Origin of the sequence: Saccharopolyspora dendranthemae (assembly GCF_007829955.1) — a bacterium.
GTDB classification, from domain to species: Bacteria; Actinomycetota; Actinomycetes; order Mycobacteriales; family Pseudonocardiaceae; genus Saccharopolyspora; species Saccharopolyspora dendranthemae.
In genome coordinates this window covers 469926-491450 of record NZ_VIWX01000001.1, presented here as the reverse complement: position 1 = coordinate 491450, position 21525 = coordinate 469926, and the positions used below count along the sequence as shown (strand labels likewise).

General features: G+C 68.7%; 16 protein-coding genes. 11 read left to right on the top strand and 5 right to left on the bottom strand.

Annotation, left to right across the window (positions count from 1 at the left end):
- Positions 1-55: 55 nt before the first annotated feature.
- A complete protein-coding gene (locus tag FHU35_RS02115; RefSeq protein ID WP_145736154.1) occupies positions 56-532 on the bottom strand; it encodes a (2Fe-2S)-binding protein in 477 nt (158 codons plus the stop codon).
- A gap of 9 nt (positions 533-541) precedes the next feature.
- Positions 542-2923, bottom strand: coding sequence for a molybdopterin cofactor-binding domain-containing protein (locus FHU35_RS02110; protein ID WP_145736152.1), 2382 nt, complete (start codon positions 2921-2923; stop codon positions 542-544).
- A 440-nt stretch (positions 2924-3363) separates the two neighbouring features.
- Here FHU35_RS02110 and FHU35_RS02105 point away from each other — a divergent pair, with 440 nt between their 5' ends.
- Both FHU35_RS02105 and FHU35_RS02100 read left to right on the top strand, forming a co-directional pair.
- Positions 3364-4275, top strand: coding sequence for a helix-turn-helix transcriptional regulator (locus FHU35_RS02105; protein ID WP_145736150.1), 912 nt, complete (start codon positions 3364-3366; stop codon positions 4273-4275).
- 109 nt (positions 4276-4384) lie between these two features.
- The gene (locus FHU35_RS02100) at positions 4385-5983 is read left to right on the top strand and encodes an AMP-binding protein (RefSeq protein WP_186459322.1); all 1599 of its coding nucleotides are present in this window, start codon (positions 4385-4387) and stop codon (positions 5981-5983) included.
- A 134-nt stretch (positions 5984-6117) separates the two neighbouring features.
- Here the strand turns inward: FHU35_RS02100 and tkt are convergent, their stop codons facing one another.
- The 3 genes from tkt to hxlA all read right to left on the bottom strand — a co-directional run bounded on the left by tkt (position 6118) and on the right by hxlA (position 9293).
- Complete coding sequence (gene tkt, locus FHU35_RS02095; protein ID WP_186459223.1) at positions 6118-8241, bottom strand: transketolase; 2124 nt, start codon at positions 8239-8241, stop codon at positions 6118-6120.
- 48 nt (positions 8242-8289) lie between these two features.
- Complete coding sequence (locus FHU35_RS02090; protein ID WP_145736146.1) at positions 8290-8556, bottom strand: hypothetical protein; 267 nt, start codon at positions 8554-8556, stop codon at positions 8290-8292.
- Positions 8557-8666: 110 nt separating this feature from the next.
- Positions 8667-9293, bottom strand: coding sequence for a 3-hexulose-6-phosphate synthase (hxlA, locus tag FHU35_RS02085; protein WP_222429260.1), 627 nt, complete (start codon positions 9291-9293; stop codon positions 8667-8669).
- A gap of 482 nt (positions 9294-9775) precedes the next feature.
- Between hxlA and hxlB the strand changes: the two genes are divergently transcribed.
- From hxlB to FHU35_RS02040, 9 genes are all read left to right on the top strand, one after another.
- Positions 9776-10381, top strand: coding sequence for a 6-phospho-3-hexuloisomerase (gene hxlB / locus FHU35_RS02080; RefSeq protein WP_145736144.1), 606 nt, complete (start codon positions 9776-9778; stop codon positions 10379-10381).
- A gap of 42 nt (positions 10382-10423) precedes the next feature.
- Complete coding sequence (glpX, locus tag FHU35_RS02075) at positions 10424-11404, top strand: class II fructose-bisphosphatase (protein WP_145736142.1); 981 nt, start codon at positions 10424-10426, stop codon at positions 11402-11404.
- A 52-nt stretch (positions 11405-11456) separates the two neighbouring features.
- Positions 11457-12824, top strand: coding sequence for an ATP-dependent 6-phosphofructokinase (locus FHU35_RS02070; RefSeq protein WP_145736140.1), 1368 nt, complete (start codon positions 11457-11459; stop codon positions 12822-12824).
- Positions 12825-13108: 284 nt separating this feature from the next.
- Complete coding sequence (locus FHU35_RS02065) at positions 13109-14509, top strand: DNA-binding protein (RefSeq protein ID WP_145736137.1); 1401 nt, start codon at positions 13109-13111, stop codon at positions 14507-14509.
- Between the two features lie 22 nt (positions 14510-14531).
- A complete protein-coding gene (gene katG / locus FHU35_RS02060; RefSeq protein ID WP_425474090.1) occupies positions 14532-16745 on the top strand; it encodes a catalase/peroxidase HPI in 2214 nt (737 codons plus the stop codon).
- 539 nt (positions 16746-17284) lie between these two features.
- Positions 17285-17746, top strand: coding sequence for an MSMEG_3727 family PQQ-associated protein (locus FHU35_RS02055; RefSeq protein WP_145736132.1), 462 nt, complete (start codon positions 17285-17287; stop codon positions 17744-17746).
- A gap of 14 nt (positions 17747-17760) precedes the next feature.
- Positions 17761-19446, top strand: coding sequence for a PQQ-dependent dehydrogenase, methanol/ethanol family (locus FHU35_RS02050; RefSeq protein ID WP_145736130.1), 1686 nt, complete (start codon positions 17761-17763; stop codon positions 19444-19446).
- Between the two features lie 218 nt (positions 19447-19664).
- Positions 19665-20006: a LytTR family DNA-binding domain-containing protein gene (locus FHU35_RS02045; protein WP_186459222.1), complete on the top strand. Its 342-nt coding sequence runs from the start codon at positions 19665-19667 to the stop codon at positions 20004-20006.
- A 441-nt stretch (positions 20007-20447) separates the two neighbouring features.
- Positions 20448-21425: a class I fructose-bisphosphate aldolase gene (locus FHU35_RS02040; RefSeq protein ID WP_145736124.1), complete on the top strand. Its 978-nt coding sequence runs from the start codon at positions 20448-20450 to the stop codon at positions 21423-21425.
- Positions 21426-21525: the final 100 nt, after the last annotated feature.

Below are 21525 nucleotides of genomic sequence, written 5' to 3'. Positions count from 1 at the left end.
AGGGCGCTCCGGCGCGTTCGCCGGAGCGCCCTTCGTGGTGGTGCGTCACATCGCGTCACATCCTGGTGGCGCCGTCCTTGATGGCTTCGCGGATGCGGAAGTAGGTGCCGCAGCGGCACACGTTCCGGATCTCCTCGATGTCGGCGTCGGTGATCTCGCGGCCCTTCGCCCGCGCTTGCTTCACCTTGGCCACCGCGGCCATGATCTGACCGGGCTGGCAGTAGCCGCACTGCACGACGTCGTGGTCGAGCCACGACTCCTGCATCGGGTGCAGCTCCTCGCCCACGGTGTCCGGCAAGCCCTCGATCGTGGTGATCTCGTCGCTCGGCTCCACGTCCTTGACCTGGACCGAGCAGGGGTTGAAGGCCTTGCCGTTGATGTGGCTCGTGCAGGCCTTGCAGACGTTGATCCCGCACCCGTACTTCGGCCCGGTGACGCCGAGCAGGTCGCGGATGACCCACAGCAGGCGGACGTCGTCCTCGGCCTCGACGGTGATTTCCTTGCCGTTCAGCTTGAAGGTGTGCTCAGGCATTCCGCCTCCTCAGTAGGTGTGGTCGAGGCCGTTGGTCGGCGACGGCGGCAGCGGTGGGACGTGCGGGTAGGGCTCGAACGCCAGCGGATCGTTGTGGTTGATCGGGAAGTACGTCGGCGTCTTGCCGGTGGCCGCGCGGTAGGCGCAGGCCGTGGCCGCGAACGCGGGCGCCACACCCATCTCCCCGCCACCGGAGGGCATCTCGCTCTCCTCGGCGGGCAGGATCACCGGTGTGAACTCGAACGGCAGGTTCCACTGCCTGCAGTAGAAGAAGTTGTCCCAGCTCGCTTCGGCGATGCGCCCCTCGTTCAAGTGGACGCTGGCGGTGAGCGCCTGGGCGAGGCCGTCGATGAAACCGCCCTGCATCATCGCTTCCAGCCCGAGCGGGTTCACCACGACGTGCCCGGGGATCGTGACGAGCACACCGCGCGTCACCCTCGGGCCCGTGACCCCGTCCCGCACCGGCCGGTTGACCGTCTCCGGGCGGCAGTCGATCTCCACGAAGCACGCCATCGAGTTCTTGTACTCGTGGTGCAGGGCGATCCCGTGCCCGACGCCGTCCGGCGTGGGCTGACCCCACCCGCCGACCTCGGCGGCCTTGTCCAGGACCTTCAGCAGGTTCTCGTTCTTGACGTACTTGCGCCGGAAGTCGTACGGGTTCATGCCCATCTTCTCGGCGAGCTCGTCGACGAACAGCTCCCGCGTGGTCGCGACGTCCGGCGAGTAGACGTTGCGCGTGCTGCCGGTGTTGAAACCGCCGCGCTTCTGGTTGTTGGCCGTCGACTGGTGGGTCTCGGTCAGCAAGGTCTTGGTGACGCCGAAGTTGTACAGCGACGGCGTGGTCAGCGTGAAGATGACCTCGGAGACGGTGTAGTTGCCCAAGGGCAAGCGGTTCGCCACCGAGGTGAGCGCTTCACCGAAGCCGTGGCTGAAGTCGGTGCGCACGCCCGCGAGGTGCTGCTCCAGGCTGATCACGTCGTCGGTGAACGACGCCCGGATGGTGCCGACCGACATCGGGTGGACCCGGCCCTGCCTGCAGTCGTCGGCGCGGTGCCACATGAGCTTGACCGGCTTGCCGACCTTCTGGGAGATCTCCGCGGCCTCGGAGGCGGCGTCGTGGAACAGGCACCGCCCGAACGAACCGCCGCCGGGGACCACGTGCACGGTCACCTGCGGCTGGGTCAGCCCCAGCTCCTGGGCGATGGTCGCCTGCGCGACGATCGGAACCTTCACGGTGGACCAGATCTCGGCCCGGTCGGGCCGGACGTCGGCGATCGCGGAGTTGACACCGAGCGCGCTGCCGTTGACGAAGCCGAAGGTGTACTGCCGCTCCAGGGTCTGGGTCGCCGGTGTCGGCGGGATGACCGCCGGTGGCGTCGCGGCCTTCAGCTGCTGCTCGACCGTCGCGTCGGACTCGTGGTCCACCGGACCCGGGCCCCAGTCCACGTCGAGCGCGTTGACCGCGTCGATGCACTGGCCGAACGTCTCGCCGCGCACAGCGACGCCGCTGCTGATCTGCACGACGTCGGTGACGCCCGGCATCGTGCGCACCTGGTCGAGGTTGTTCACCTTCCGCACGGTGCCGTTGATCGTCGGCGGCCGGCACACCATGGTCGGCTTCGCGTCGGGGACCTGCAGGTCCGTGGTGAACTGCTTGCGGCCGGTCACCGCGTCGAGCGCGTCGGTGCGCCTGGTCGGCTTGCCGACGACCTTGAACTCCGACTCCGGCTTGAGGTTGACCTCGATCTCGGTCGTCTTGTCGCTGGCCGCCTTGTGGACGAGGTCGGCGTAGGACAGGACGTTGCCCGCAGCGGAGGTGATCGAGCCGGCCTTGGCCGTGAGCAGGTCGACCTGCTCACCGAGCACGTGGCTCGCGGCCTCCAGCAGCCGGCCCTTGGCGATCGCGGCCGCCGTGCGCACCGGCCAGTACAACGCGCTGATCGACGCCGAACCGCCGGTGAGCTGGTTGAACACCAGCTCCGGCCGGGCGTCGGCGAGCGTGACGTGCACCTTCTCCAGGGGCAGTTCCAGCTCTTCGGCGATCAGCATGCCGATCGCGGTGCTCAAGCCCTGGCCGACCTCGGTGCGGTTCATCGCGAACGACGCCGAGCCGTCCTCGTTCATCTGCACGGCGATCAGGTTGCCGGTGGGGCGCGCTGCGTAGACCAGGCCGTCGGTGAGGTCGACGTGGTCGGCGACCTGCGGTGTGGGCGGAATGCCGCCGCCGGTTTCGGCTGCCGCCTCGGGGGTGCCGAAGACGGATCCGCCGCCGAGTTCGGCCGCGGCCACCAGGGTCGGTGCCGCCAGCAGGTATCCGAGGAAGCGGCGCCTGCTCGGAGCGTTGGCACCGCCTGTCGTGGTGGAGTCGGTGTCCGTGCGACTGGTTCGCATGGGTTCAACCTTTCGACGGGCTCGTCAGTTCGGAAGCGTCGCGAGGTTCGGGAACCATCGTTGTGACTGCGGGTTTCAGGTCCGGCACTCGCCGGAGTGAGTCGGTTGGCGAGACATGTTGCAGGACCGGATTCCGCTTCCAATACCCCCGAAGAAGGGTGTTCCGGGCGTGACGGACGGTGCCCGGCCACCGCGAACGGAATCGCTGGTGGTCAGCGGATCGAGCGCTGGAGCAGGGTGATCGATCTGTTACGAAAGGTGATCGCAGAACCACTCAATCGGACGCCCCCGTAAGTGGGTAGCGCGGCGTGCCGTGCCAGATGCGAATCGGTTCAGAGACCAAATGGTCGGTATAGTCTTGCAACTCAATGCCACGATCGAGTGGCGGTGTCTTCGACGCGAACCGGAACGCGCCGATCAGCCGATGGAGGACGGACACTATGGCCGGAAGCGGCAACGGCGCCGCGACGCGGAGACCCGAGATCCAGTCGGGCTCCGAAGCGCGGCTGCGACCCGACGACCGCGATGCGCTGCGCGCCCAATTGCGCGCGGTGTCAGCGGAACTGGACTTCCCGGTCGCCTTCGGCGGCGAGGTCACCAGCACCAGCGTCCGGCTCACCGAGTACTTCGGAACCCTGACCAACTGCCTGCGGAACCTGGAAGTTCACGAGGGGCGGGGAGTCGGCGGCCAGGCGCTCGCGTCCGGCAGGCCGATCGGCGTCGTCGACTACGGCACCGCCCGGCACATCACCCACGACTACGACGGCCCGGTGATGGCCGAGCGGCTGTCGGCGGTGCTCGCCGTCCCGGTGCGGGTGCGCGGGCAGTGCCGCGCCGTGCTCTACGGCGCCATCCGGCAGCGCGTCGCGGTCGGCGACCGCACCAGGGATTCCCTTATCAGTGCTGGTCAGCGACTTGCTGACGAGCTGGCTGTGCGGGACGAGGTGGACCGGCGGCTGTCGATGGCCGAGGCGATCGCGACCACCCAGCGAGCCGACGTGCCGGACGTGGCCAAGCTCGAAGAGCTGCGGTCGGTGCACTCCGAGCTGTGCGCGATCGCCGGTTCGGTGGAGGACGACGACTTGCGGACCCGGATGTACGAGGTCGCGCAGCGGCTCACGGATCTGAGGTCTGGCCAGACCGCGCCGGTGCCGGAGTTCCGGCTGTCGCGGCGGGAGATCGACGTGCTCTCGCAGGTGGCGCTCGGCTGCACCAACGCCGAGGTGGCGGAACGGCTTTCGCTCTCGCCCGAGACCGTCAAGGCCTACCTGCGGACCGCGATGCGCAGGCTGGGTGCGCACACCCGGCACGAGGCCGTCGTGCGGGCCCGGTCGGCCTGGCTGCTGCCGTGAGCCCGGGACCTACCCCAATCCGGGGGTAATGCGTCGCGGTCGCGATCCCTACAGTGTGCGGGCACGAACTCGCCCCACCTGCTTGGAGGAAATCGTGCCTGCGGTCGAGATGTCCTACGCCTCCGGTGTGTCCGATGTGCCGTTGCTGGGTGACACCATCGGCGCGAACCTGGACCGGACGGCGGCGCGCTTTCCCGATCATGACGCGCTCGTTGACTTCTCCACGGGCCGGCGATGGACCTACCGCGAGTTCGTCGCGGCGGTGGATTCGGTGGCGACCGGGCTGCTGGACGCGGGCATCACCCAGGGCGATCGGGTCGGCGTGTGGGCGCCGAACCGTGCCGAGTGGACGTTGACGCAGTACGCGACCGCGCGGGTCGGCGCGATCCTGGTCAACATCAATCCCGCGTACCGGGCGCACGAGTTGGAGTTCGTGCTCCAGCAGGCGGGTGTGCGGATGCTGGTGTCCGCGCAGTCGTTCAAGGGCTCCGACTACGTGGGAATCGTGGAGCAGGTGCGGGGTGGGTGCCCGGGCCTGGAACGCGTGGTGTTCCTGGATTCCCCGGAATGGGAGGCGTTGGCCGGCACCGCCGCCGATTCCGATCGTCTGGGCGAGATCCGGTTGTCGGCTGATGATGCGATCAACATTCAGTACACGTCGGGGACGACGGGTTTTCCGAAGGGTGCGACGTTGTCGCATCACAATATTTTGAACAACGGGTTTTTCGTGGGGGAGTTGTGTGGTTATGGGGAGGGGGATCGGGTGGCGATCGTGCCGCCGTTCTATCACTGCTTCGGGATGGTGATGGGGAATTTGGCGTGCACGAGTCATGGTTCGGCGATGGTGATTCCGTCGGAGGGGTTTGATCCGGGGGTGGCGTTGCGGGCTGTGGCGCAGGAGCGGTGCACGTCGTTGTACGGGGTGCCGACGATGTTCATCGCGGAGTTGGATCATCCGGATTTCGGTTCGTTCGACCTGTCGTCGTTGCGGACGGGGATCATGGCGGGTTCGCCGTGTCCGGTGGAGGTGATGAAGCAGGTCATCGATCGGATGGGGATGTCGGAGGTGGCGATTTGTTATGGGATGACGGAGACGTCTCCGGTGTCGACGCAGACGCGTGCGGATGATTCGGTGCAGCGGCGGGTGTCGACGGTGGGGCGTGTGGGTCCGCACCTGGAGGTGAAGGTGGTGGATCCGGTGTCGGGGTTGACGGTGCCGCGGGGTGAGGCGGGGGAGTTGTGCACGCGGGGGTATTCGGTGATGTTGGGGTATTGGGAGCAGCCGGACAAGACGGCTGAGGTGATCGATGCGGCGCGGTGGATGCACACGGGGGATTTGGCGGTGATGGATGACGAGGGGTATGTGTCTATCACCGGGCGGATCAAGGACATGGTGATCCGTGGTGGGGAGAACGTGTATCCGCGGGAGATCGAGGAGTTCCTGTACACGCATCCGGATGTGTTGGACGCGCAGGTGATCGGGGTTCCGGATGCGCGCTACGGGGAGGAGTTGATGGCGTGGGTGCGGTTGCGGTCGGGTGCTGAGGTGTTGACCGCGGAGGCGTTGCGGGAGTTCTGCGCGGGCAAGTTGGCGCATTACAAGATTCCGCGTTATGTGCACGTGGTGGATGATTTCCCGATGACGGTGACGGGCAAGATCCGCAAGGTCGAGATGCGAGAGGAAGCCCGCAAACTCCTCGACCTCTAGAGGTGTGTGCGGATCGGCTCGCGTGGTGGTGCGGAGTCACCCGGTCCCAGTTTTAGTCCAAACTGAGCCGACATTTCGGACATGATCATGGCTCGGTTTGGACTAAAACTGGGACAGGGCGAGGAGTTTCACCCTTACGTGTGACTGGTGGCTTTGAGGGAGCGGGTGGCTGCTTCTGCCACTGCCCGGGCCGTGATCCCGTACTCCGCGTAGAGGGTGAGGTGGTCGGCCGAGGCTCCGAAGTGCTCGATCGAGACGATCTCGCCCGCGTCGCCGACGAAGCGGTGCCACGGCTGGGCGAGGCCGGCCTCCACGGCGACCCTCGCGCGCACCGACGGGGGCAGCACCGACTCGCGGTAGGCCTCGTCCTGGGCGTCGAACCACTCGACGCACGGCATCGACACGACGCGGGTCGGGATGCCGTCGGCTTCGAGCGAGCGCCGGGCGGCCACCGCCAGCTGCACCTCGGAGCCGGTCCCGATCAGCACTACTTCCGGCGCGCCCGAGGACGCGTCGGCGAGCACGTAACCGCCGCGGCCGACTCCCTCCGGATCGACTCCCTCCAGGATCGGGACGCCCTGGCGGGTCAGCGCCAGGCCGGCGGGGCCGGTCGGGTTCTCCAGGACCGTCTTCCACGCGGCGGTGGTCTCGTTGGCGTCCGCCGGGCGCACGATCGCCAGGCCTGGGATCGCCCGCAAGCTCGACAGGTGCTCGATCGGCTGGTGCGTGGGGCCGTCCTCGCCCAGCCCGATGGAGTCGTGCGTCCACACGTAGACCACCGGCAGGCGCATGAGCGCTGCGAGCCGGACGGCAGGGCGCATGTAGTCGCTGAACACGAGGAAGGTGCCGCCGTAGGGGCGGGTGCCGCCGTGCAGGGCGATGCCGTTGAGGACGGCGCCCATCGCGTGTTCGCGGATGCCGAAGTGCAGCGTCCGGCCGTAGGGGTTGGCCGACCACGTCTCGGTGGAGATGCTCTCGGGGCCGAAGGAATCAGCGCCCCGCATCGTCGTGTTGTTGCTCTCGGCGAGGTCGGCGGAACCGCCCCACAGCTCCGGCAGCGCATCGGCGAGCGACGACAGGACTTCCGCGGAGGCCTTGCGGGTGGCGACGTCCTTCTCCCCGGGTTCCCAGTTGGGCAGGCCGCCGGCCCACCCCGCGGGGAGCTCGCGCGCCTGCAACCGGTCGAGCAGCGCCTTGCGCTCGGGGTGCGCGGCGGCCCAGGCGTCGAACGCGATCTGCCACCTCCCGCGCGAGGCCCTGCCGCGGGTGATGATGTCGCGGGCGTGGGTGAGGACCTCGTCGCTGACCTCGAAGGACTGCTCGGGGTCGAAGCCGAGTGCCTTCTTGACCTCGGCGACCTCGTCGCCGCCGAGGGCGGCGCCGTGGGCCTTGCCGCTGTTCATCTTGGTGGGCGCGGGGTAGCCGATGACGGTGCGCAGCACGATCAGGGTCGGGCGCGTGGTCTCGGCCTTGGCCGACTCGATGGCCTCCAGGAGGCCCTGGACGTCTTCGCCGCCGTGGACGGTGAGGACCTGCCAGCCGTAGGACTCGTAGCGCTTGGCGGTGTCCTCGGTCAGGGCGATGCCGGTGTTGTCCTCGATGGAGATCTCGTTGGCGTCGTAGAGGACGGTGAGGTTGCCCAGCTGCTGCACGCCGGCCAGCGAGGAGGCCTCGGAGGTGACGCCCTCTTCGATGTCGCCGTCGGAGGCGATCACGTAGATGTGGTGGTCGAACGGGCTCTCACCCGGGGCGGCCTCGGGGTCGAACAGGCCGCGTTCGCGGCGGGCGGCCATGGCCATGCCGACGGCGGTCGACAGTCCCTGTCCGAGCGGGCCGGTGGTGGTCTCCACGCCCTTGGTGTGGCCGTACTCGGGGTGGCCGGGGGTCAGCGAGCCCCACTTGCGCAGCTGCTTGAGGTCGTTGAGTTCCAGGCCGTAGCCGGACAGGAACAGCTGCACGTACAGGGTCAGGCTGGAGTGCCCGGCCGAGAGCACGAAGCGGTCGCGGCCGATCCATTCGGGGTCGGTGGGGTCATGGCGCATGACGCGCTGGAACAGGGCGTAGGCGGCGGGCGCGAGGCTCATCGCGGTGCCCGGGTGGCCGCTGCCGCAGTTCTCCACCGCGTCGGCGGCGAGCACGCGTGCGGTGTCCACAGCGCGCTGATCCAACTCGGTCCAGTCGCCAGGAACGCGTGCGGTGGTCAGCCGGTCGAGCTCATCGCTCACGCGACGGCCGGAGGTGAGGTCGTTGGCGGTCATGGGCGCGCACTCCTGATGCTCTCGGTGTTCTGCGTGAGGGGGCGGCCGTCAAGCAGGCCACAAACGCGAGGTTTCGGGATGGTCGTCGTCGACGAGGCGGTGCGCCAACGCGATCGCTTCGTCCCGGTCGATCCTCTGCAGGGCGGGTTCGGATCTCGCGATGCCTTCCAGGACGGTGGCGAGCGCCTCGGCCGTGCTCGGAGACATCACGACCTCCCCGCTGCGCGCGTACCGGCGCCGCATCACGGTCGCGGCGTCCAGCAGCAAGCAGCGCTGCGCCTCGAGCAATTCCGCTCCGCCGTTGACGTCGCTCATCATGTCGAAATCCCTTCCTGCCGTGGCAGATCCGTCGGCAACGGGTGCCAGGAGGCGCGCCCCCGGACACCCGTTGCCGAAAGTCCCGCTGCGAAGCCGTTTCGGCTGGCTCAGCGGATGAGGCTCTTGAGGGCCTTCGCCGCCGCGGCCGGGTCCTGGGCGCTGCGGATCGCGCCACCGGCGACCGCGACGGTCGCGCCGGCTTCCTGGACCGCGGCGATCGACTCACCCGTGATGCCACCGGCGATCGAGAACGGGACACCGGCCTGGCGGCCGTCGTCCAGCAGCGCCTGGATCGAATAGCCGGGCTTGGCCTGCTCGTCGAGCCCCGCGTGGATCTCCACGAAGGAGACGCCCATCTTCGACACCTCGCGGATGCGGGCCACGCGGTCGTCGACCACGGTGATCATGTCGGCGACGACGTCCTTGCCGTGCTTGCGGCCGGCGGCGACAGCACCGCGGACGGTGTCGTCGTCGGCCGCGCCCATCACGGTCACCAGATCGGCGCCCGCGGCGAACGCGAGGTCGGCCTCCAGCTCACCCGCGTCCGCGGTCTTCATGTCGGCGAACACGAGCTTGTCCGGGTGGGCGGCCTTGATCGCCTTGATCGCGTCGAGCCCCTCGGCCTTGATCAGCGGCGTGCCCAGTTCGAGGATGTCCACGTGTTCGGCGGTCTGGCGCGCCAGGGTCAGCGCTTGGTCGAGTTGGGCGACGTCCAGTGCAACCTGAAGCTTCACGGCAATCTCCTCAATTGTTGGTGCCCGGCGCATTTCAGGAATTCGCAGTTCGGTTCCGCAGCCGGAACGGGCAACGGCCTGTGACAGTGCAGGGTTTTCGACATCCCGGTCAACGGCGCCGGAACGAACGGCCGCCATCGAGGCACCAACGGCTGAGAAGGCGGTCACCTGCGGCTGTTTCCGGCACGAGCGCGCTGGCGGAGATGCCCGCTGACGTGCGCGAACGGACACGCCGGGCCGTTTGCGCGGTCTCCGGAGCCGTTCGTTCCCGCCGGGGCGCTGTTCGTGACCGCCGTGTTGACCGGACGTGCGGGCCCGTGCAGTCTCACCAACGCCGAATTCGTCCCGGAATGCGACTGCGGTGAAAGCAGATTCGCCACCACGGGAGAGATCCAGCGCTGTTCCCCGCGATGTCACCGATGCGGACGGGCGACTGGATTCCTCGACGAACACGTTCGACCGACCAGTGGAGAGTGTCTCAGATGACCGAAACGGGCACCGCTGATCAGAACACGGGTGACATGTTGAACCCGCCCCACTTCAGCTACGCGACGCTGGCGATCAGCGGCGAGGTGGACCAGGTGCGCAGAGCCGTGCACCCGGCCGCGTGGACGCGTGCCGGTGCGATGCTGCTCAACGCCCCGGCGGTGTTCACCGTCGGTTCCGGGCGCAGCGGCCTGGCCCTGCAGATGGCCGCGATGCGCTTCATGCACCTCGGGCTCTCCGCGCACGTCGTGGGGGAGACGACGACGCCCGCGATCGGACCGGGCGACGTCCTGGTCGCCGCATCGGGGTCCGGGACCACGAAGCGCGTGGTGCGGGCGGCCGACACGGCGCGCGCTGAGGGCGCGCACGTGGTCGCGCTGACCACGGCCGCCGACTCCGAGCTGGCCAAGATCGCGACCGAGGTGCTGCTGATCCCGGCGGCCGACAAGCAGGACTTCGACGGCAAGGCCTCAGAGCAGTACGGGGGGAGCCTGTTCGAGCAGTCCGTGCTGCTGCTCAGCGACGCTCTGTTCCACGCGCTGTGGAGGTCGAGCGGCACGCAGGCGCGCGAGTTGTGGCGCCTGCACGCGAATCTCGAGTGACGTAGCCGGGAACCAGCCGACGGTCGACGCAGGGAGCCCGAGATGCAGCGGACCGCAATGCACATTCGCACCGACCTCCACACCCTGGAATCAACGGCGCTGGCCGCGACGCACAGCGCGGCGCTCGCCAGCCGCGCCTGGGTGGGGCGGCACGACAAGGAAGCGGCCGACGGCGCGGCGACCGAGGCCATGCGCCAGGCCCTGGCCGGTGCTGCCGGCCGCGGCACGGTCGTCATCGGTGAGGGGGAGAAGGACGAGGCGCCGATGCTCTACAACGGCGAAGTGGTGGGTGACGGTGGCGGCCCGGACTTCGACATCGCCGTGGACCCGCTCGAAGGCACCTCGTTCTGCGCCAAGAACCACCCCGGGGCGATGGCCACCATCGCCTTCGCCGAGCCGGGCACCCTCTGGTCACCCGGTCCCGGCTTCTACATGGACAAGATCGTGGTGCCGCCGCAGGCCAAGGGCGTCATCGATCTCGACCACCCGCCCGAGCAGACCCTGAAGAGGGTCGCCCTGGCCCTCGGCAAGCGCGTCCGGGACCTGCGCGTGGTCATCATGGACAAGCCCCGGCACCAGGAGCTGATCGCCCGCGTGCTGCGCGCTGGTGCGGCAGTGCACACGCCCGCGGAAGGCGACGTCGGCGGCAGCCTCGAAGTGCTGCTGCCGGACGGGGACGCCGATCTGCTCCTGGGCATCGGCGGCACGCCCGAGGGCGTGATGACCGCTGCGGCGGTGCGGGCTCTGGGCGGCGACATGCTCGGCCGGCTCGCCCCGCAGCGCGAGGACGAGGCTGCTGCGATCCGCGCGGCGGGCATGTCCGTCGACCGCGTGCTCACCCGTGACGAGCTCGTCGGCGGCGATGCGCTGTTCGCCGCGACCGGGGTCAGCGGCGGGTCGCTGCTGAGCAGACCGCGCGAGTCCGGCGGCACCGTGACCGCGGAGTCGCTGCTGATCTCCAGCGGCCAGGTCCGCCGCGTCACGCACACCACGTTCGGCTCGCTCCCGGTGGCCCGCGGCTGAGTTCCGGCCTTCCTGCCGAGCCGAGCACCGACACAGACAGTGAGGAGATCCGGTGACACTGCACCTGGACGACCTGCGCGTTCGCCACCTCGGTGAGTGCCACCACGACTCACCGCTGGCCGAGATGCTCGCCGCCAAGCGGACCTCCCCGCACTACGTGGCCGAGGGCGATCGGGTCCTGCTGGAGGACACGGTGTCCATGCTCGCCGAGCACGGCCTCCCACCGGATCGGCTGCCGAGCTTCGAGGCCGCGGGGCCGCGACGCAAGATCTACTTCGACCCGGTCCGGGTCACCGCCGGCATCGTCACCTGCGGCGGGCTGTGCCCCGGGCTCAACGACGTGATCCGCGGTCTGGTGCAGGAGCTGACCACGCAGTACGGGGTCGAGCGAATCCTGGGATTCCGCAACGGACTTCGCGGGCTGACGGCCCAGCACCGCGACGACACCATCGAGCTCACCCCGGACCGCGTGCGCGACATCCACAACGCGGGCGGCACGATCCTGGGCAGCTCGCGCGGTGCGCAGGACGCCGACGAGATGGTCGACAGCCTGCTGCTGCGCGGTATCAACGTCCTGTTCGTCATCGGGGGTGACGGGGGGATGAACGCCGCGACCCACCTCGCGGCCGCCATCCGGGCCCGTGATCTGGACATCGCCGTCATCGGTGTCCCCAAGACGATCGACAACGACCTGCCCTACACCGACCAGTCCTTCGGGTTCCAAAGCGCCTTCGCGCAGGCGGCGAACTTCATCTCCTCCGTGTCCATCGAGGCGGCTGCCAGCCCGGACGGGATCGGCATCGTGAAGCTGATGGGCAGGCATTCCGGCTTCATCGCCTGCTACGCGTCGCTGGCCCGCAACGCCGCCGACATCGTCCTCATCCCGGAGGTCCCCTTCGCGCTGGAAGGTGATGACGGGCTGCTGGCCAGGGTCGAGCAGCACGTCCGCGCGAAGGGCTTCGTGGTGATCGTGGTCGCCGAAGGCGCGGGGCAGGACCTGCTGGCCGAGCGCGGCCTGCTGGAGGGCGATGCGACCGATGCCTCCGGCAACGCCAAGCTCGGCGACATCGGGACGCTGTTGCGGGAGACCCTCACCGCGCACCTGACCGCGGCGGGGCTGGCGCCCACGGTGCGCTACATCGATCCCAGCTACGCGATCCGGAGCGTGACCGCCAACGCCTACGACAGCGTCTACTGCCTCCGACTCGCCCACGCCGCGGTGCACGCGGCCATGGCGGGCAGGACGGAGACGGCGGTCGTGCGCTGGCGGCGGCGGTTCGTGCACGTCCCGATGCCGCTGATCATCAGCAAGCGCAACCAGGTCGATCCGGACGGGGACCTGTGGATGTCGGTGCTCGAAGCGACCGGGAGGCTCGTCGGGAACCCGTCCGCCCGTCACCCGCTGCTCGTCGACGGGTGACCCCGGAGGACCGCTGGTTGTCGCGGTGGTGCCGCTCGTGCGCCGTTCGCCAGCGGTCGTCGCGTACTGCTTGCCCGGCAAATCTCGCACGACGTAGCTTTCGGCCTGAGGTCATGAAGGCCGGAGCGCGAAGCCTGACGTGCACCGCGACCTCGGGATTCGTGGCGTGCTCGCCGCGAGCCGGCGGTCCGTGCGCGACACCTCGGCGGCGTGGTTCGTCCCGCGGTCGAGGTGAGCACCGAGCGGTCGTGCCCGCTTCGTGAGTCGACCAAAGGCGGTCCCAGATGGCAGACATGCACCGGCTCGACCTGCCGGCTCGCAAACCGCGCAAGGCGACGGTGTACGAGGTGTGGGAACGCTTCGTGCGCGGGGAGGACGACGTCCACGGGGTGCGTCCTGAAGTGGCGCTGTCCTGGCACCGCTGCCGCGACCAGTACGGCGTCGATCCGTCGCTGACCGAAGCGCCCGTGGCCATAGCCGACGTCGACCACTCGCTGGAGCACGACGTGGTGTTCGCCGAGCTGGGTTTCCGCGCGGCCTCCGTGGTCGAGGAGGTCAGCAACATCGGCGGTGTCGTGACCATCGCCGACGCCACCGGGCGGGTCCTGGCCGAGTGGGGCGACAAGGCGACCCGCTCGTTCGCCGCGAAGGCCAACCTCGCGCCCTGGTACTGCTGGTCGGAGTGCGCCACCGGGACCAACGGGATGGGCACCGCGCTGGAGACGACCTCGCCGGTGGTGATCCGCGGCGCGGAGCACTGGTGCCAGGCGTTCCACGACTGGACCTGCGCGGGAGTCGCCGTGCGGGACGTGGTGACGAAGGAACCGGTTGCCGTCCTCAACATCTCCTGCTGGCGCAGCGAGCTGCCCAAGGTGGCGGGAGCGTGGCTGAGCAACGCCGCCAGCAGGACGCAGTTCATGCTGCGGCGTCGCGCCCGCGACGCCGGGGGCGAACTGGTCGCCGCCTACAACCACGTGCGGTCGCGCTCGGGCGTGTCGGTGGCGGCGCTGGACCCCGCCGGGCGCGTCGTGATCGCCGACGACAAGGCGAGCGTCCTGCTGGGCGTGCCGAGCTCGACACCGGCCCCCGACCCGGCGGTGCGGTGGAACCCGCGGCTGCCGGAGCTGATCAAGGCCGCGCGCTACGCCGTCAAGCAGGCTTCCCGCAACCCGTCCTGGGTCGGGTCCACGCAGATCTTCACCCACCTCGCCGACGATCCGACCCCGATCAGCATCCGGCCGGTGTTCCTGGCAGGGAACCTCGTCGGCAACCTCGTGTCGTTCGGGGTGTCCGAGGGCGAGCAGCTGCCGCGCGCCGACGGCGCGGGAGGTTCCCCGGGTCAGGCGCAGTCCTCGCGGATCGTGGCGACCCGGGAGAACCGGATGGTGCTGCTGCGGGCACCCGAGGTGGCCTTCGCCGAATCCGAGGGCAACGACGTGTGGCTGTCCACCGACCAGGGACGGTTGCGCGCGGCGACGCCCGCCCTGGACAAGCTGGAGAAGGAGCTGGGCGACGCCGGGTTCCTGCGGGTGCACCGGCAGTACGTGGTGAACCTGGACCGCGTCCGCGAGGTGGAGCGGGGTTTCAAGGGTGAGTTGGCGCTGGTGATGGATGACGGGGGGAACACGATGGTGCCGGTGTCCCGCCGCAACGCTCCTGCGGTGCGGCGGGCGTTGGACATCTGAGGGCGCTCGGAGGGAGGTCGTCGTGCCGGAGAACCCGGACGCTGTTGCGGTCATCAGGAACTACGACGAGAGCGTGCGCAGGGTCGTCACCCGCACCCGGAACCAACCCGCTGCGGGTGGTGACGCCCGCGATTGGTGGCCGGACCGCCTGGACCTGGGAATCTTGTCCAAGCACCACCCGGCGGCGAATCCGCTGGGGGCGGACTTCGACTACGCGGCGGAGTTCGCCCGGCTGGACCTGGACGAGCTGGCGGCCGACATCGACCGGGTGCTGGTCACCTCGCAGGAGTGGTGGCCGGCGGATTTCGGGAACTACGGTCCGCTGGTGCTGCGGATGGCGTGGCACTGCGCGGGGACATACCGGATCGGTGACGGGCGCGGTGGTGCGGGAGCGGGGATGCAGCGGTTCGCGCCGACCAACAGCTGGCCGGACAACCGGAACCTGGACAAGGCTCGGCGTTTGCTGTGGCCGGTGAAGCAGAAGTACGGGCGCAGCCTCTCCTGGCCGGACCTGATGATCTTCGCGGGCAACCGCGCCCTGGAATCCATGGGCTTCCGCACTTTGGGTTTCGCCGGAGGCCGGGTGGAGACCTGGGAATCCGACGCCGACGTCTACTGGGGGCCGGAACGGGCCTGGCTCGGCGATGAGCGCCACACCGGTGTGCGGGATCTCCAGGAGCCGTTGGCGGCGGACGAGATGGGGCTGATCTACGTGGATCCGCAGGGCCCGGCGACGGTGCCTGATCCGGTCGCCGCCGGGCGCGCCATACGCGAGACGTTCCGCCGGATGGCCATGAACGACGAGGAGACCGTCGCGCTCATCGTGGGAGGGCACACCTTCGGCAAGACCCACGGCGCGGGCGATCCCGCTCGTCACTTGGCCGCCGGTCCCGAGGGCGCGGGGTTGGAGGCCCAGGGTTTGGGCTGGGGCAACAGCTTCGGAACGGGCAGCGGAGCGGACGCGATCTCGACCGGGCTGGAGGGGATCTGGACTCCGACGCCGACCCGGTGGGACAACTCGTTCTTGGAGACGTTGTTCGCCTACGAGTGGGACGTGGAGCTCAGCCCGGCGGGGTTGTGGCAGTGGGTTCCGCGTGAAGGGCAAGGCCACGGCACGGTCCCGGACGCCCACGACCCCTCGAAACGGCACACGCCGACGATGCTCACCACGGATCTGGCGCTGCAGGAGGACCCGGCCTACGAAAAGATCGCACGCCGCTTCCTGGCCCACCCCGACCAACTGGCCGACGCCTTCGCCCACGCCTGGTTCAAACTCACCCACATCGACATGGGACCCCGCCACCGCTACCTCGGCCCCCTCGTCCCGCAGCAGCGGATGATCTGGCAGGACCCAGTGCCCGACCGCGACCACGACCTCATCAACGACACCGACATCCGCGACCTCAAAACCCGGATCCTGGAAACGGGAATCCCCGCGTCACACCTGGTGTTCACGGCCTGGGCCTCGGCAGCGACCTACCGCGACAGCGACAAGCGCGGCGGCACCAACGGAGCCCGACTCCGCCTGCAACCCCAAACCGACTGGGACATCAACAACCCCCACACCACACACCCCGTGCTGGCCGCCCTGGAAACGATCCAGCACCGCTTCAACACCGAACACACCACCGGAACACAGGTCTCACTCGCCGACCTCATCGTCCTCGCCGGCTGCACCGCCATCGAACACGCCAACGGCGGAACACCCGTCCCCTTCACCCCCGGACGCACCGACGCCACCCAGGACTGCACCGACATCGACTCCTTCACCGCGCTACAACCCGAAGCCGACGGATTCCGCAACTACGTCGGCAAGAAGGCTCGGCTACCAGCAGAGCACCTGCTGATCGATCGCGCGAACCAGCTGCGGTTGAGCGTGCCGGAGATGACCGCGCTCGTCGGTGGCCTGCGTGTGCTCGAGGCCAACCACCGGGGATCACCGCTGGGAGTTCTCACCACCCGACCGGGCACGCTCAGCAACGACTTCTTCGTCAACCTCCTCGACATGAGAACCGAGTGGTTCGCGGACGCGGGACGACGCGGCACCTTCGAAGGACGTGACCGCGCCACCGGGGAAACGCGGTGGCGCGCGAGCCGCGTCGATCTCGTCTTCGGGTCCCATCCCGAGTTGCGCGCGATCTCCGAGTTCTACGCCGCGGAACCCGAGAGGTTCGCGCGCGACTTCGCAGCGTCCTGGGACAAGGTCATGAATCTCGGCATGCCTCAGCGCCGCTGACTCATTCCGCACATCGCATCAGGAGGAATCCTTCGGCCGCGCACATCGCGGCCGAAGGATTCCTCCTGTTCTCTTCCGCACCCCGGTGAATCGTGCGCAAGACGCTTCTGCCTGATGGAATCCTGTCCTGGGAACCGAATTCGACCCGTTCGGCGGAGTCGCGGTCACACCGCGCTGACCAGGCATGGAACCGAACGCATCGGGATCTCTCCGAGCGCCAACACCGTTGGGCGGTAGCTGATTCCGGGCGAGCGGTGCAGTCGGGCGGGTTAGCGGTCAGCTCTTCCGGAACGTGTTCTCGGACCGTAAAGTTCCGGAGTATCACAGGTTAAATCGATCGGTACTCGGGCCTGGCGATCACGATTCGGACCGCCGTTGAGCCGGCCACCAAGTACCTGTGGAGGGGCAGTTCACCCCAGAACGTTGAGCATTGTTGTCAGCGACTGGGTTTCGTCCCGACCGGCGGAATCAGGAATGCGTTTCACCGCGAATTCCGCGAAGGATCCGGAAGTGGATTCCAACTGAGGAGGTGAGGTCCGATGACGTCAACCCAGGAGCGCGAAGACCTTCTGAACGAACTCGGATTGGGCGAGCAGAACAACGCGGCCATCGGTCGTGTGCTGGGGACCGGGAACATCGTGCGGGCCACCGAGCGGCCCGACGGCACGATGGAAGCGACGATCCGGATCAGGGAGGACGAGATCGCCTGGGACCCGGCGATCCTGGTCCTGCCGCACGGTGGCGACGTCGAGCTCACGGTCATCAACGACGACAAGAACACCCACGCCTGCCTGCTGCCGAGCAACGGCGACAAGAAGTTCCTGTGGCTGCTGAACCACTCGAAGGGCCGGGCGAAGATCAACCTCGATGGCCCCGGCTACTACTGGTACAGCTCGCCCGGTGGCAACGACGAGGGCCGTGGTCTGACCGCCGCCATCGTCGTGCTCGGTGAAGTGCCGCCGGAAGCCCGTCTCGACCGCCCCGACCAGCCGCGCCGGTAGAAAGGACCTGACCGATGACAGTCGAATACGTGGACGCCGGTGACGCCATCGACCACGGAGCGCTGAGCGCAGTCACGGGAAGCGCTCCCGCGGTCACCGACAACATCGACTACGAGCGCATCCTCAACGCGCGTTCGGAATCCCACAACTGGATCACCTACTACGGTGACTACGACGGGAAGCGCTACAGCCTCCTGGACCAGATCAACACCGAGAACGTCAACCGGCTCGGACCGGTGTGGATGTTCCAGGCCGGTACCTCCGGCCAGATCGCAGGTGCCTCGACCTACGCGTTCGAGGCCTGTCCGCTGGTGGTGGACGGCGTCATGTACGTGACCGGCTGGGACGGCTGGTTCTGGGCGCTGGACGCCAAGACCGGCGAGCAGCTCTGGCGCTACAAGCACGCGGTGCCCTTCGACGTGTCGCTGTGCTGCGGCAACGTCAACCGCGGTTGCGCCGTGGCCAACGGCAAGGTCTACTTCGTGACCCCCAACGCCCACCTGCTGGCCCTCGACGCCACCTCGGGCAAGAAGGTCTGGGAGAAGACCATCGGCGACGTGCGCGCGGGCGAGAGCGCCTCGCTGGCACCGCTGGTGGTCAAGGACACGCTCATCACCGGCAGCGCCGGCGGCGAGTTCGGCGTTCGCGGCCACATCGACTGCTGGGACCTGGAGACCGGTGAGCAGCGCTGGCGCTGCTACACGGTGCCCAAGCCCGGCGAGCCGGGATCCGAGACCTGGCCGGAGGACGGCGAGGCGTGGGCCCGCGGCGGCGCGAACCACTGGGTCACCGGCACCTACGACCCGGACACCAACCTGTACTACGCGGGCACGGGCAACCCCGCTCCCGACTTCGACGGTGCGATCCGCCCCGGCGACAACCTCTACACCGACAGCGTCGTCGCGGTCGACGTCGACACCGGTGAGATCAAGTGGCACTACCAGTTCACCCCGCACGACCTCTGGGACTACGACTCCACCATGGAGATGACCCTGTTCGAGAGGGACGGGAAGAAGCTGCTCGGCCACTTCGACAAGAACGGGTACTTCTTCGTGCTCGACCGCACGAACGGCGAACTGCAGCACGTGACCCCGTTCGTGGACCGGATCGACTGGGGCACCATCACCCGCGACGGCAAGGTGACCCCGCGCAAGTACCCGGACAAGGAAGGCGAGCCGGTCCACTTCTACCCCGGCCCGGCCGGTGCCAAGGAGTGGACGCACGCCGCCTACAGCCCGCGCACGGACTTGTTCTACGTGCCGGTCGCCGACGTCGGCGCCACCGCGACCCGGCGGCGCCGCGAGTTCAAGGAGGGCATGCCCTACTGGGGTGCTGCCGTCCAGGTGGACATCGACAACATGGCCGGGTCGGTCAGCGCGTTCGACTCCCACGGCGAGGAGAAGTGGCGCTGGCGCAACCCGCACCCGATGGCGGCGTCCGTTCTCGCCACCGCGGGAGATGTCGTGTTCGCCGGCACCCCGACGGGCGAGTTCCTGGCGCTCGACGCCCGCACGGGCGAGGAGCTCTGGAAGTTCCAGTGCGGGAGCGGTCACCACGGCAGCGCCATGACCTACAGCGTCGACGGCAAGCAGTACGTCGCCGTGCCCGTGGGTTGGGGTGGCTGGCTCGAGGGGATCATCCCCGGCATGCTCGGCGCCGGCCACGGCAGCGCGCTGATCGTGTTCGCGCTGCCCGACTGATCGGCGCATCCCACGCCGTCCGCGGCGTGGTGGGGTGAAGCACGAGACCTCCGGCCGGGTGCGGGCGCAGGCCGCACCCGGCCGGAGGCTCCGTCCTCGCGGCGGCCGGATCGTTGTCCGGTCGCCGAAGACCTGTTGCTCGGCGAGCCGGGTTCGGCTCTCGGACGAGGTCGCGAGACCTGGTGGCTGTGCGAACTGTGCTAGGGGAGGAGGATGCGGTGGGCGAAACTCGACGGGTGGTCGGCATCCGAGGGGACCGTCAGGTCCTGTTCGACATCGCCGAGGTGATCGTGGCCGAATCCGTCGGGAGGGCGGTCTGGCTCAGGACCGACCTCGGGCGATTCCGGTGCGCGACCGACGGAATAGACAACATCGATGACAAGTACGCTGAGTGCGGGTTCGTCCGCGTTCATCGGAGCTTCCTGGTGAACCTCAACCGCGTGCGCGAGGTGACCAGGAAGGACGGCGGCGAGCTGGAGCTCACCGTCGAGAACTACGGCTGGATCGTCCCGGTGTCCCGTCGCCGCGCGAAGTTCGTCACCGAGGCACTGGGCCTCTGACTGCCGCGGCGAACGCGAACTCCGTCGTCCCCGCACCCGTTCCGCGCACTGCGCCGCGTCCCGATGGATCGGCGTCGTGCAGCGGAACGGGTGCGGCTTCGTGCGCTCGGAGGGGCCGGCGCCGTCCGGGCGGAGGATCGAGAAGCGTTGGTAAATACCGTGAATCATGCGATCAACTGCAGAATACGCACGACGAACCGCGCGGTGCAATGGTCTTGATCGAGCATTTCCGCCCGGGAGCGGTCCGGACCCGTTCGTGCCGCCACCGCCCCTGTTCGTGCTGAAATCGTTGACCGGCAACGGGGCTCGTTGCAGCCTGGCGATTCCAGCAGAGCCGCAGACGGCTGCCGGAGGACGAAACGCGCGACGACGAACGGGTTCCCAGGAGTCGATCGCGATGGCTCTCGTGCGAACGCAGCGCGCTAGGAGGCGCAACGACACATGGCTACCTTGACCGAAGTCGCTCACGCGCTCGTCTCCGACCGGCGAGGAGTGCTCGCCGCCGACGAGAGCATCTCCACGATGTCCAGCCGGTTGGAAGGTGTCGGGGTCGCGCCGACGGACGAGAACCGGCGCACCTACCGCGAACTGATCGTGACCACGCCCGGTCTGGTCGATTCCATCAGCGGGATCATCCTGGCCGACGACACCCTGCGCCAGCGGCTGTCGGACGGGCGCGCTTTCCCCGATGCCCTCGCGGACTTCGGGATCCTGGCGGGGATCAAGGTCGACACCGGGGCCAAGCCGCTCGCCGGGGCTGAGGGCGAGAAGGTCACGGAGGGGCTCGACGGACTGCGCGAGCGCGTCGCCGAGTACGTGAGCATGGGGGCGAGCTTCGCCAAGTGGCGCGCGGTGATCTCGATCGGCAACGGCCTTCCCTCCGCGCGCGCGGTGCGCGCCAACGTGCACGGGCTCGCGCGCTACGCCGGTCTCTGCCAGGAGGGGGGACTGGTGCCGATCGTCGAGCCCGAGGTGTTGATGGACGGCGACCACTCGCTCGCCCAGTGCCAGCACGTGACGCGGGTGGTGCTGCGGGCGCTGTTCGACGAGCTCGCGCTGATGCAGGTGAAGCTCGACGAGATGGTCCTCAAGCCCAACATGGTGGTGGCGGGCAAGGACTGCCCGGATCAGCCTGAGGTAGACGACGCCGCGCAGACCACTGTGGACACGCTGCGCGAGACGGTTCCCTCGGGCGTGCCGGGCATCGCGTTCCTCTCCGGCGGGCAGAGCCCGGAGCTGGCGACCAGGCACCTGGGCGCCATGCAGAACTGCGGTTCGCTGCCGTGGGAGCTGACCTACTCGTTCGGGCGCGCGCTGGTCGGTCCTGCTCTGGAGACGTGGCGGGGCGATGACGATCGCTGGGAGGCCGCGCAGAAGGTGCTCTCCGGTCGCGCCGTCGCGAACGCCGCCGCCCGCTGAGCGCGAAGACCGGCCCGGCGCTCGGCCACCGGGCCGGTCGGCTCATGGCCAACAGGGACCCTGTCAATCGGAAGGTGCCGCGTATCACAACTCCTTGATG